This window comes from Cellulomonas hominis (genome assembly GCF_014201095.1).
In the GTDB taxonomy this organism is placed as follows: Bacteria; Actinomycetota; Actinomycetes; order Actinomycetales; family Cellulomonadaceae; genus Cellulomonas; species Cellulomonas hominis.
The window spans coordinates 3,846,534-3,858,912 of record NZ_JACHDN010000001.1; the positions used below are offsets into that span (position 1 = coordinate 3,846,534).

Sequence of the window (12,379 nt, forward strand, 5' to 3'; positions counted from 1 at the left end):
ACGGCGACGGCGGCGCTCCGGCGTCCGGGCGTCGGACGTCACCGCGACGGACACGTCAGGAGGCGTTCTCGTCGAGGACGGCCTGCAGGTTGGTCTGCACGGAGCCGAGGATCGCGGCGGGGTCGCCGGTCTTCAGGGTGAGCAGCTGGGAGTTGAAGTCGGTGATGACGTCGGCGGCGCCCCGAGCGTTCACGACGTTCTGCGCGAAGTCGGCGGAGTCGATGAACGCGGTCATCTCCGGGTACAGCTCCTTCCAGCCGTCGGCCGCGGACTGCACGGACGGCATGACACCGAACGCCTCGGAGAACGCGAGCTGCTGCTCGGTCGCGGTCAGGTACTGCACGAGGTCCACCGCGTCGGACTGGTTGTCCGAGTCGGCTGCGACCCCCCAGCAGTTGGTGAACTGCAGGGTGCCCTGGCCGGCCGGGCCCGCGGGGAGCTCGACCACGCGGTAGGCGGCGTCGGGGTAGTCGTTGGTCATCGCACCGGTGATCCAGTTGCCCTCGATCGTCATCGCGGCCGCGCCGGTGCCGAACGCCTCGCCGCCCCAGCCGGTGCCGAGGTCGGAGGCGTACGCGGCGCTGCCGGACGCGAGCAGCTGCTGGACGTAGGTCAGGCCCTCGACGTTCTCGGGGGAGTCGGCGGTCGCCTCGGTGCCGTCCGCGCTCACCAGCGTGCCGCCGGCCTGGGCGAGGAACGCGCCGACCCGGGCGTACTCGCCGGAGAAGCCGAGGCCGACCCGGCCGTCGGTGGTCAGGCGCGCGGACACGTCGGTGAGCTCGTCCCAGGTGGTGGGGACGTCGTCGTCGGTGAGGCCGGCGGCCTCCCACGCGGCCGTGTCGATGATGAGGCCCAGCGTGGAGAAGTCCTTCGGGGCGCACACCAGCTCGCCGTCGTAGGTGAACTGCTCGACGAGGCTCGGGTAGAAGTCGTCCGCGTTGTCCAGCGAGTCGCCGTACGGGTACAGCGAGCCGTTCGCGGCGTAGGTCTGGAACTGGTCGGCGCTGACGTAGAACACGTCGGCCGGGTCGCCCGAGGCGAAGCCCTGGCTCAGCTCCTGGGTCAGGTCGGAGGCGACCTGCACGGTCGCGTCGACGCCGGACTCCTCGGACCACGCGGCGACGGCGGCCTGGACCGCGTCGGTCTCGGCGTCGCCGGAGGACCCGATGAGGATGCTGAGCGAGCCGCCCTCGCCCGAGGCACCGGCGTCGTCGCCGCTGCCCTCGTCGAAGCCGGAGCCGCCGCCGCAGGCGGTGAGCGCGAGGACGCCGGCGGCGCCGACGGCGGTGGACGCCAGGAGGCGCCGTCCTCGGGTGGGGATGCGGTGCATGGGGGTCTCTCCTTCAGGGGTGCGGGGGAGGGGGGTGGTCAGGGTGTGCGGCTGGACGCGCGCTCGACGAGGTGCGGGGCGAGCAGCACCTGCTTGCTGCGGGTGCCGCCGGTGCCGTCGAGCTGGTCGAGCAGCAGGTCGAGCGCGCGGTGCGCGGCCTCGGTGAGCGGCTGGGCGACGGACGTGAGGCCGACGGCGGCCGCGACGGGCGTGTCGTCGAAGCCGACGACGGCCAGCGGGGTGTCGCGGCTGCGCCCGACCGTCAGCGCGCCGAGCGCGAGGGAGTCCGAGGCGCAGACGACGGCGGTGGGCGCGGCGTCGGCGAGCACCCGCTCGATGGCCTGCGCGCCCGCGGCGACCCCGTCGGGGACGCGGGCGTGCAGCCGGCGCAGCAGGCCCGCGTCGTGCCCGGCGTCCACCATCGCGGCGGCCCAGCCGGCGGCGCGGTCCTCGCCGACGTCGGAGCCGTCGGGCCAGCCCAGGTAGGCGATCCGCTCGTGCCCGAGCCGGCGCAGGTGCTCCACGGCCGCGCGGGTTCCGGCGGAGCCGTCGACGTCGACCCAGGGGTGGTCGTCGGTCGCGGCGCCCGGGGCGGACCACGGCCGGCCGAAGGTCACGAACGGCACGTCCCGCTCGGCGAGCCAGGCGGCTCGGGCGTCGTCGCGGTGCGTGCTGGTCAGCACGAAGGCGTCGAGGTCGGCCGTGTCCAGCAGCTCGCCGTACTGGGCGATCTCGCGCTCGTCGTCGGGGGCGGTGAACAGCATCACCCGGTAGCCGCGGGCCTGGGCGCTCTCCGTGAGGGCGTGCAGGAACCGGTCGAGGACGGCGCCGTTGATGCCGTCCTGCACCGGCTCGAGCCGCAGGCCGACGACGCGGGACCGGCCGGTGCGCAGCTGCCGGGCGGCGGCGGACGGGCGGTAGCCGAGCGCGTCGATCGCGGACCGGACGCGGTCGGTGGTCTCGGGCCGCACCAGGTGGGGGGCGTTGAGGACGTTGGACACCGTCTGGCGGGAGACGCCTGCACGCTGCGCGACGCTCTCCAGCGTCGGCCGGGTCGTGCTGTCCATCGGTCGCTCCTCTGCGGGCCGGGGATATGATCGTTCCAATTCGCGATTGGAACGCTCAAACGGATGCCCCTAGAGTTGCCAGCGCCCCCGGGACTGTCAAGCCGAGGGGTCCGTCGCCGGATCACGATCCGGTCTCGGCGGGGGCGCCGGCCGCCGCGCCCGCGATCACCCGCCCGCCCCGCCCGCCCCGAACCACGACGAGGTACCCATGGAGCTCCAGCCCCTGCTGCACGACCTGCTCGCCGCCGTGCAGGCGCCCACCCAGGCCTGGTCCGACCCGGAGGGCCAGATCGGCCTGACGGAGGGCCGCGGCGCCCAGGGCGTCTACCACGGCGACGTCCGGGTCCTGTCGGGCGCGCGGCTCGCGGTCTCGGGGGCGGCGCCGGAGTCGATCGGCTCCGGCACGGACGGCCCCGGCCGGGTCCGCGCCGTGCTGCTCGCCCGCAGCGTCGACGGCCCCGGTGCCGACCCGACCGCGCGGCTGGAGCGGCTGCGGGAGGTCGTGCCCGGCGTGGTGACCGAGACCCTGACGCTGTCCTGCTCGACGGCCGAGCCGGTGCGCGCGCTCCTCGAGCTCACCGTGACCCCGGACGGCACCCCGATGGACCGGATCAAGTCCGGCGCCCCCGTGGGAGCCCCGCCGGCGGTCGAGCTCGTCACCGGCGGCGCGCGGTGGCGGGCCGACGACGAGGTCACGGCGGAGCTGTCCGCGCCCGGCGCCCGCGTCGAGGTCGCCGACGACGGCACCGTTCGCCTGGCCTGGGAGGCGACCGCCGCCACAGGCGCCCCGCACGTCAGCACGTGGACGCTGGCCGTGTCCGACGCGGGCGGCGTGGTCACGGCCCCGCGCCGCGCCCGGCCGGAGTGGGCGACGCCGGAGGTCGAGGCCGCGGACCGCCGGCTGCCGGCGCTGCTGGACCAGGCTCTCGCCGACCTCGGGACCCTGCGGATGAGCGCGCGGTTCGCGCCCGACGACGTGTTTCTCGCCGCGGGCGCGCCCTGGTTCTTCACCCTGTTCGGCCGGGACTCGCTCTGGGCCGCCCGCATGCTGCTCCCGCTCGGGACGGAGCTCGCCGCCGGCACGCTGCGGACGCTCGCCGCCCTGCAGGGGGAGCGGACCGACCCCGCGACCGCCGAGCAGCCCGGCAAGATCCTGCACGAGATCCGGCGCGCCGAGCTGAGCATGCCCGGCGAGGGCACCGTGCTTCCTCCCGTGTACTACGGCACCGTCGACGCGACCCCGCTGTGGGTCTGCCTGCTGCACGACGCCTGGCGGTGGGGGATGCCGGCCGACGAGGTCGAGGCGCTGCTGCCCGCGATGGAGCGCGCCCTCGCGTGGATGTCCGACCACGGCGACTCCGACGGCGACGGGTTCCTCGAGTACGCCGACGAGTCGGGCACCGGCCTGGCGAACCAGGGCTGGAAGGACTCCGGCGACTCGGTGCAGTGGCGGGCAGGCGGGCTCGCCACCGGGCCGATCGCGCTGGCCGAGGTGCAGGGGTACGCGCACGAGGCCGCCGTCGCGGGCGCGGCGTTGCTCGATGCCTTCGGACGCCCCGGCGCCGAGCGCTGGCGCGCGTGGGCCGCGGCCCTGGCCGAGCGGTTCCGGGAGGCGTTCTGGACCTCCGACGCCCGCGGGCCGTACCCCGGCATCGCGCTCGACGCTGGCAAGCGGGTCGTGGACACGGTGACCAGCAACATCGGGCACCTGCTCGGCACCGGCCTGCTGTCCGCCGACGAGGAGGCCGTGGTCGCCGAGCGGCTGGCCGCGCCGGACATGGACTCCGGGTACGGGCTGCGGACCATGTCCACCGAGTCCGCCGGCTACTGGCCGCTGCGGTACCACGGCGGAGCGGTGTGGCCGCACGACACGGCGATCGTCGTGCAGGGGTTGGCCCGTGCCGGGCACGCCCGGGCCGCCGCCGCGCTGGCCGAGGGGCTGCTGGCTGCCGCGCAGGACGTGGACGACCGGCTGCCCGAGCTCTACGGCGGCGACGCCCGGGGGTCCGTGCCGCGTCTCGTGCCGTACCCCGCGGCGTGCCGCCCGCAGGCGTGGTCGGCCGCGGCGGCGGTCTCGGTGCTGGGGGCGGCCCTCGGTCTGCGCCCGGACGTGCCGGGTGGGACGCTCGACGTCGCCCCGCCCGTCCCGGCGCCGCTCGGCGCGGTGAGCGTCGAAGGGCTCCGGCTGGCCGGCCGGCCGCTGTCCGTACGGGTGGCCGCGGATGGCCGGGTCGAGGCGAGCACCGACGCGCCGGTGCGCGTCCGCACCTCCTGACGCCGCCGGATCCCGCCGGGCCGTATCGTGGACTCCTCGTGCGCGCCGGCGCGCGAGGGGGACGGACGGTGGACGCATGGGACTGCTGGACCGGATCGGCTCGCCCGAGGACGTGCGAGCGCTGACACCGGCGCAGGTCCGCCTGCTGGCGGCGGAGATCCGCACGTTCCTCGTGGACCAGGTCTCCCGCACCGGCGGGCACCTGGGGCCGAACCTCGGCGTCGTCGAGCTCACGCTCGCGCTGCACCGGGTGTTCGACTCGCCGCGGGACACCCTGGTGTTCGACACCGGCCACCAGGCGTACGTGCACAAGCTCCTGACCGGCCGGCGGGACTTCAGCCGGCTGCGGCACCGCGGCGGCCTGTCCGGGTACCCGAGCCGGGCGGAGTCGGAGCACGACGTCGTGGAGAACTCGCACGCGTCGACCGCGCTGTCCTGGGCGGACGGCATCGCCCGGGCGAACGCGCTGGCCGGGCGCGGCGACCGGCACGTGGTCGCGGTGATCGGCGACGGCGCGCTGACCGGCGGCATGGCCTGGGAGGCGCTGAACAACATCGCCGACGGCACCGACCGGCGCCTGGTGGTCGTGGTCAACGACAACCAGCGGTCGTACGCCCCGACGATCGGCGGCCTCGCCCTGCACCTCGACGCGCTGCGGACCACGCGCGGCTACGAGAGCGTCCTGTCCTGGGGCAAGCGGACCCTCAAGCGCTCCGGACCGCCCGGGCGGATGGCCTACGACGCGCTGCACGGCCTGAAGAAGGGCATCAAGGACGTCGTCGCGCCGCAGGGCATGTTCGAGGACCTCGGGCTGAAGTACGTCGGGCCGGTCGACGGGCACGACGCGGGCGCCGTGGAGTTCGCGCTGCAGCGGGCGCGCGCGTTCGGCGGGCCGGTGATCGTGCACGTCATCACGGAGAAGGGCCGCGGGTACAGCCCGGCCGAGCAGGACGTGGCGGACCGGTTCCACGCCGTCGGGCAGATCCACCCCGAGACGGGACTGCCCGTGGCGCCGTCGCGGTTCGGCTGGACCGGCGTGTTCGCGGACGAGGTCGTGCGGATCGGCCGCCGCCGGCCCGACGTCGTGGCGATCACCGCGGCGATGCTCAACCCGGTGGGCCTGGCGCCGTTCGCGGCGGAGTTCCCGGACCGGACGTTCGACGTCGGCATCGCCGAGCAGCACGCCGTGACCACGGCCGCGGGCATGGCGTACGCCGGGCTGCACCCCGTGGTCGCCGTCTACGCGACCTTCCTCAACCGGGCGTTCGACCAGGTGCTCATGGACGTCGCGCTGCACCGGGCCGGGGTGACGTTCGTGCTGGACCGCGCCGGGCTGACCGGCGACGACGGCGCCAGCCACAACGGCATGTGGGACCTCGCGGTCCTGGGCGTCGTGCCCGGGCTGCGGCTGGCGGCCCCGCGCGACGAGGACACCCTCCGCGCGGCCCTGCGCGCGGCCGTGGACGTGGACGACGCGCCCACCGTCGTGCGGTACCCGAAGGGCGCGCTGCCCGACCCGCTGCCGGCGGTCGACGAGGTGGACGGCGTGGACGTGCTCGCGCGGCACGGGGCCGGGGCCGCGGGCGACGCGCGGACCGTGCTGGTGTGCGGTGTCGGGCCGATGGCGCGCACCGCCGTCGCGCTGGGGGAGCTGCTCGCGGCGCACGGGCTCGGCGTGACCGTCGTGGACCCGCGCTGGGTGCTGCCCGTGCCGGCAGCGCTGGTCAAGCTCGTGGGGGAGCACGACCACGTGGTCACCCTCGAGGACGGCGTGCGGGAGGGCGGCGTCGGCTCGGCCCTCGCGCTGCGCGCCCGGGACGCGGGGATCGCCACGCCGGTGCAGGCGTTCGGGGTGCCGCGGCGGTTCCTCGACCACGCGGCCCGCGACGAGCTGCTGACGACGCTGCGCCTGACCCCGCCGGACATCGCCCGCGACGTCCTGACGGCCCTGGGCGCCACCCCCTGACGTGGCCCGGCCTCGCGCGCGCGGGCGGTGCGCGCGCGAGAAGGACAGTGAGCGCCGTCACGTGAGCACCATCACGCTCCCGTTCCCGCTGGTCACGGCCCGACTGGGACCTCGGTCCCAAGACATCCCATGACCTCGTGAATAGCGTCACGAGTACGACGACCTCAGCGAGGGAGCAACAGATGTCCACCACAGCAGTACCTCAGTCCGGCACCGACGCCACCGCGGGTGCCTGGGACGGATTCGTCACCGGACCCTGGTGTGACGGGATCGACGTCCGCGACTTCATCCAGCGCAACTACACCCCGTACACGGGCGACTCGGCGTTCCTCGCCGGGCCGACCGAGCGCACCACGGGCGTCTGGGCGACGCTCAGCGAGATGTTCCCCGCCGAGCGCGCCAAGGGCGTGTACGACATCGACAACCACACCCCGTCGACGATCGTGTCGCACGAGCCCGGCTACATCGACCAGCCGAACGAGCTCATCGTCGGCCTGCAGACCGACGCCCCGCTGAAGCGCGCCATGATCCCCAACGGCGGCTGGCGCATGGTGGAGAAGTCCCTCGAGACCTACGGGTACGAGGTCGACCCCGACGTCGCCAAGATCTTCTCGACGTACCGCAAGACGCACAACGACGGCGTCTTCGACGTGTACCCCCCGAACGTGCGCGCGGCCCGCTCCTCGCACATCATCACCGGCCTGCCGGACGCCTACGGCCGCGGCCGGATCATCGGCGACTACCGCCGCGTCGCGCTGTACGGCGTGGACGCGCTGATCGAGGGCAAGCGCCTCGAGCGGCACGAGATGGACATGGAGCCGTCGGTCGAGGACATCATCCGCGACCGCGAGGAGAACGCCGAGCAGATCCGGGCGCTCCAGGAGCTCAAGCAGATGGCGGCCTCCTACGGCTACGACATCTCCAAGCCGGCCACGACCGCCCGCGAGGCCGTGCAGTGGCTGTACTTCGCCTACCTGGGCGCGGTGAAGGAGCAGAACGGCGCGGCCATGTCGCTGGGCCGGGTCTCCACCTTCCTCGACGTGTACCTGCAGCGCGACCTCGCCTCCGGTGCGATCACCGAGGAGTTCGCGCAGGAGCTGATCGACGACTTCGTCATCAAGCTGCGCATCGTCCGGTTCCTGCGGACCCCCGAGTACGACGCCCTGTTCTCCGGCGACCCGACCTGGGTGACGGAGTCCATCGGCGGCATCGGCGAGGACGGCCGCCCGCTGGTCACCAAGTCGTCGTTCCGCTTCCTGCAGACGCTCTACAACATCGGCCCGGCCCCCGAGCCGAACCTGACCGTGCTGTGGAGCAACCGCCTGCCGGAGGGCTTCAAGCGGTACTGCGCGCAGGTCTCCATCGACACCTCCGCGATCCAGTACGAGTCCGACGACCTGATCCGCACCTCCTGGGGCGACGACGCGGCGATCGCCTGCTGCGTGTCCCCGATGCGGGTCGGCAAGCAGATGCAGTTCTTCGGCGCCCGCGTCAACATCGCCAAGGCCCTGCTCTACGCGATCAACGGCGGCCGCGACGAGGTGTCCGGCAAGCAGGTCGCGCCGGTCAGCGCCCCGGTCGAGGGCGACGTCCTGGACTACGAGGACGTGGCGGCGAAGTACGACAAGCTGCTCGACTGGCTGGCCGAGACCTACGTCGACGCGCTGAACTGCGTGCACTACATGCACGACAAGTACGCGTACGAGCGCCTCGAGATGGCCCTGCACGACCGGGCGATCCTGCGGACCATGGCCTGCGGCATCGCCGGCCTGTCGGTCGTCGCGGACTCGCTCTCGGCCATCAAGTACGCCAAGGTCACGCCGGTGCGGGACGAGGACGGCCTGGTGACGGACTACGTCATCGAGGGCGACTACCCGAAGTACGGCAACGACGACGACCGCGCGGACGACATCGCGGTGGGCATCACCAAGGCCTTCATGGAGAAGATCCGCCACCACAAGACGTACCGCAACGCGCTGCACACGCAGTCGGTGCTGACGATCACCTCGAACGTCGTGTACGGCAAGGCCACGGGCAACACCCCCGACGGCCGCCGCGCCGGCGAGCCGTTCGCCCCGGGCGCCAACCCGATGAACGGGCGCGACTCGCACGGCATGCTCGCCTCCGCCATGTCGGTCGCGAAGCTGCCGTACTCCGAGGCGATGGACGGGATCTCGCTCACCTCGACGGTCGTGCCCTCGGGCCTCGGCCGCACCAAGGACGAGCAGGTGACGAACCTCGTGGGCCTCATGGACGCGTACAACGTGTCCTCCGGGTACCACCTGAACGTCAACGTCCTCAACCGGGACACCCTCGAGGACGCCATGGAGCACCCCGAGAAGTACCCGCAGCTCACCATCCGGGTCTCCGGCTACGCCGTGAACTTCGTCCGGCTGACGCGCGAGCAGCAGCTCGACGTGCTCTCCCGGACGTTCCACGGCGGCATCTGACCCGCCCGGTCGCCCGCCGGGACCACCCGGCCCCGGCGGGCGACCCGCCCCGCCAGCCACGCACGCAGCACGCCCCGAGGAGGCCCGAGATGACCGGCACAGTCGAGCAGGTGGGCGCCCCGGTGATCGAGCTCGGGCTCCCGCTGGTCGGGGGCTCGCACCAGCGCTCGTCGGCCGGCACCGCCGGCCTCGAGGTGAGCGAGGCGGACCGCTCCGAGCGGTTCGCGCAGATGCGGGCCGGCGAGCTGGGCTCGCTGCACTCCTGGGAGCTCGTCACCGCGGTGGACGGCCCCGGCACCCGCCTCACGACGTTCCTGGCCGGCTGCCCGCTGCGCTGCCTGTACTGCCACAACCCCGACACGATGGAGATGCGCCGCGGCGAGCCGGTGCTCGCCGAGGAGCTGCTCCGCCGCATCGCCCGCTACGTGCCGGCGTTCTCGGTGACCGGCGGCGGTCTGACCATCTCGGGCGGCGAGCCGCTCATGCAGCCGGCCTTCGTGGCCCGCCTCCTGCGCGGGGCCAAGGAGCTCGGCGTGCACACCGCGATCGACACCTCCGGCTACCTCGGCGCGCACTGCACCGACGCGATGCTGGCGGACATCGACCTGGTGCTGCTGGACGTCAAGTCCGGCATCCCCGAGACCTACAAGAGGACCACCGGCCGCGAGCTCCAGCCGACGCTGGACTTCGGCCGCCGGGTCGCCGCGAGCGGGACCGAGATCTGGATCCGGTTCGTGCTGGTGCCCGGCCTGACGGACGCCGTCGAGAACGTCGACGCCGTCGCCGACTACGTCGCCACGCTGTCCACCGTGTCCCGCGTCGAGGTGCTGCCGTTCCACCAGATGGGCCGGGACAAGTGGGCGAGCCTCGGCATGGACTACGAGCTCGAGGATGCCCAGCCGCCGAGCCCCGAGCTGGTCGCCCGGGTGCGCCAGCAGTTCCGGGACCGCGGGCTCACCGTCTTCTGATCCTCGGTGCCGCCGGCCGCACCGGTCGTCGTGGGTCAGGCGGCCGGCGGTACCGATGCCACGCCCGGTGGCAGCAGCCGCCGCCCGAGCACCCGCTCCGACCAGCCGGACCGGTCGAGCCAGGGGCAGATCCCGCCGAGGTGCGCGGGCCAGCCGGCGCCCAGGAGCATCGCCAGGTCGACCTGCTCCGGCCCCGGCACGACGCCCTCGGCCAGCAGCGCGCCGATCTCGTCGGCCAGCCCGCGCGCCACGCGGTCCAGCACGGCGGCCTCCTGCTCGGCCCGGGTCCCGCCCGCGGTCGGCGCTCCGAACGCGTCCTGGATCGCGGGGTCGACCTCCGGCAGCCCGGACGGGCCGGGGCGGGCGACGGTCCGGCCCTCCTCGACCAGGCGGTCGAGGCCGGGGGACAGCGGGTAGCGCGCCCCGAGCTCCTCGTGCAGCGTCACGAGCACGTGCCGGGCGACCGGGAGCCCGACGAGCTGGAGCAGCGCGAACGGGCTCATGGGCAGCCCCAGCGGCCGCAGCGCGGCGTCCGCGGCCTCGACGGGCGTGCCGTCCCCGACCGCCCCGAGCACGTCCGCGAGCATCCGCAGCAGCACCCGGTTGACCACGAAGCCGGGACGGTCCGTCGTGCGGACCACGGTCTTGCCGGCCCGGCGCGCCACGTCCACGCCCGTCGCCACCGCGACGGGGTCGGCGGCCTCCGTGGCGACGACCTCGACCAGCGGCATCTGCGCGACCGGGTTGAAGAAGTGCAGGCCGACCACGCGCTCCGGGTGCGCCAGCCCGTCGGCCATCGCGGTCACCGACAGCGCGGAGGTGTTCGTCGCGAGCACGCAGTCCGGACGGACCAGCCCCTCGAGCTCGGCGAACACCGCGCGCTTGACGTCCAGCACCTCGGTGACGGCCTCGACGACCAGGTCCGCGTCGGCCAGCGCGCCCAGGTCGGTGCCGACCCGGATCCGGTCCAGCAGCCGGCGCGCGGCGTCCTCGGGCAGGCGGCCGCGGGCGACCGCCTGCTCCACGAGGTCGCGCACCCGGTCGCGGCCCGCGGCGGCGCGCTCCTCGTCGACCTCGCGCAGCGCGACCGGGACGTCCAGCCGGGTGCCGAGCAGCACGGCGAGCTGGGCCGCCATCAGCCCGGCGCCGACGATGCCGACCCGGTGCACCTCGCGCGGCTCGGCGGCGTCCTCGACGCGGGCGGCGCGCCGGGCGCCCCGTCCGGTGAGGTCGGCGGCGTACAGGGCGGCCCGGGCCTCGTCGGACAGCAGAAGGGCGGCCAGCACGTCGTCCTCGGCGCGGAAGCCGGCGTCCCGGTCCCGGGACCCGGCGCGGGCCAGCAGGTCGAGGGCGTGCGCGTAGGCGGGCGCGGCGCCGTGCAGCCGGGCGTCCAGGGCCACGGCGGCGCGGGCGACCGGGTCCGGCTCGCCGTCCGGCAGCGGGGGCACCTGGGCGTGGCGGCGGGACGGCGCGTCGCCGGCGCGCAGGACGCCGGCCGTCCACGCCACGGCCGACTGCTCGAACGCGTCCGCCGGCAGCACCGCGTCGACCAGGCCGAGGTCCAGCGCCTGCTCGGCGGTCGTCAGCCGGTTGTTCGCGAGCGGCCGCAGCACCGCCAGCTCGACCGCCGCGGGCAGCCCGACGATGCGGGGGAGCAGCCAGCAGCCACCCCAGCCCGGCACGATCCCCAGGGACGCCTCCGGCAGCCCGATGGACCGCACGCCCGCCGCGGCCACCCGGTGGTCGCAGTGCAGGGCGAGCTCCAGGCCCCCGCCGAGGGCGTGTCCGGTCAGCCAGGCGAACGTCGGCACCGGCAGCTCGCCGAGGACCCGCAGCACGGCGTGGCCGGCGACCCCGAGCGCGCGCGTCGCGGCCAGGTCGGACAGGCCCCGGGCGACCCCGAGGTCGGCGCCCGCGACGAAGCAGCCCGGCCGCCCCGTGACGGCGACCGCCGCGACCTCGCCCGCGTCGGCGCGGTCCCGGACGGCGAGCAGCGCCTCCTGCAGGGCGACCAGCCCCCGCGGGCCCATCGTCGTGGGACGGCGCTCGTCGCCCGCGGTCAGGGTGAGCAGGGCCAGCACGCCGCCGTCGTCCGGCAGCGGCACGTCCCGCGCGACGACCCGCAGGGCGTGGTCGTCGGGCTCGCCCGGCAGGCCCGCGAGCAGCGCCGGGACGTCGGGCGCGTCGGACGCGGCCGACGCGTCGGAGGACGGGACGGTGGCGTGGCGCATGGCGGCTCCCCCTGGGGACGACGGTGTCCTGCGGAACACCGGTGACCCTAACCGTGCGGCCCGGGTGCTGTCGCGCGACGCGGTCGCGGCCC

Annotated in this window: 7 protein-coding genes; 4 read left to right on the forward strand and 3 right to left on the reverse strand. The window is 74.9% G+C overall.

Annotated features, from left to right (window positions below):
* Positions 1–55: 55 nt before the first annotated feature.
* Positions 56–1,330 carry a sugar ABC transporter substrate-binding protein gene (locus HNR08_RS18165; RefSeq protein ID WP_146831685.1) on the reverse strand — a complete coding sequence of 425 codons (1,275 nt, stop codon included), beginning with the start codon at positions 1,328–1,330 and terminating at the stop codon, positions 56–58.
* Between the two features lie 38 nt (positions 1,331–1,368).
* Entirely contained in the window at positions 1,369–2,397 is a 1,029-nt protein-coding gene (locus HNR08_RS18170) for a LacI family DNA-binding transcriptional regulator (protein WP_146831688.1), read from the reverse strand.
* A gap of 208 nt (positions 2,398–2,605) precedes the next feature.
* Between HNR08_RS18170 and HNR08_RS18175 the strand changes: the two genes are divergently transcribed.
* The 4 genes from HNR08_RS18175 to pflA all read left to right on the forward strand — a co-directional run bounded on the left by HNR08_RS18175 (position 2,606) and on the right by pflA (position 10,056).
* Positions 2,606–4,672: a glycogen debranching N-terminal domain-containing protein gene (locus HNR08_RS18175; protein ID WP_146831690.1), complete on the forward strand. Its 2,067-nt coding sequence runs from the start codon at positions 2,606–2,608 to the stop codon at positions 4,670–4,672.
* A gap of 76 nt (positions 4,673–4,748) precedes the next feature.
* The gene (gene dxs, locus HNR08_RS18180) at positions 4,749–6,638 is read left to right on the forward strand and encodes a 1-deoxy-D-xylulose-5-phosphate synthase (RefSeq protein WP_146831693.1); all 1,890 of its coding nucleotides are present in this window, start codon (positions 4,749–4,751) and stop codon (positions 6,636–6,638) included.
* 182 nt (positions 6,639–6,820) lie between these two features.
* Positions 6,821–9,088 (forward strand): formate C-acetyltransferase, encoded by a 2,268-nt coding sequence (gene pflB / locus HNR08_RS18185; RefSeq protein WP_146831695.1) that lies wholly within the window; start codon positions 6,821–6,823, stop codon positions 9,086–9,088.
* Between the two features lie 89 nt (positions 9,089–9,177).
* On the forward strand, positions 9,178–10,056 hold the full coding sequence (pflA, locus tag HNR08_RS18190) for a pyruvate formate-lyase-activating protein (protein ID WP_146831698.1): 879 nt from the start codon (positions 9,178–9,180) through the stop codon (positions 10,054–10,056).
* A 35-nt stretch (positions 10,057–10,091) separates the two neighbouring features.
* On the opposite strand, the gene HNR08_RS18195 is transcribed toward pflA, so the two are convergent.
* Complete coding sequence (locus HNR08_RS18195) at positions 10,092–12,287, reverse strand: 3-hydroxyacyl-CoA dehydrogenase NAD-binding domain-containing protein (RefSeq protein WP_146831701.1); 2,196 nt, start codon at positions 12,285–12,287, stop codon at positions 10,092–10,094.
* Between the last annotated feature and the right edge of the window lie 92 nt (positions 12,288–12,379).

Bases quoted from the DNA above. Each gene is read 5' to 3' on its own strand.
- dxs (WP_146831693.1), top strand. From the start codon at position 4,749: ATGGGACTGCTGGACCGGATCGGCTCGCCCGAGGACGTGCGAGCGCTG.
- HNR08_RS18165 (WP_146831685.1), bottom strand. From the start codon at position 1,330: ATGCACCGCATCCCCACCCGAGGACGGCGCCTCCTGGCGTCCACCGCC.
- pflB (WP_146831695.1), top strand. From the start codon at position 6,821: ATGTCCACCACAGCAGTACCTCAGTCCGGCACCGACGCCACCGCGGGT.
- pflA (WP_146831698.1), top strand. From the start codon at position 9,178: ATGACCGGCACAGTCGAGCAGGTGGGCGCCCCGGTGATCGAGCTCGGG.
- HNR08_RS18170 (WP_146831688.1), bottom strand. From the start codon at position 2,397: ATGGACAGCACGACCCGGCCGACGCTGGAGAGCGTCGCGCAGCGTGCA.
- HNR08_RS18195 (WP_146831701.1), bottom strand. From the start codon at position 12,287: ATGCGCCACGCCACCGTCCCGTCCTCCGACGCGTCGGCCGCGTCCGAC.
- HNR08_RS18175 (WP_146831690.1), top strand. From the start codon at position 2,606: ATGGAGCTCCAGCCCCTGCTGCACGACCTGCTCGCCGCCGTGCAGGCG.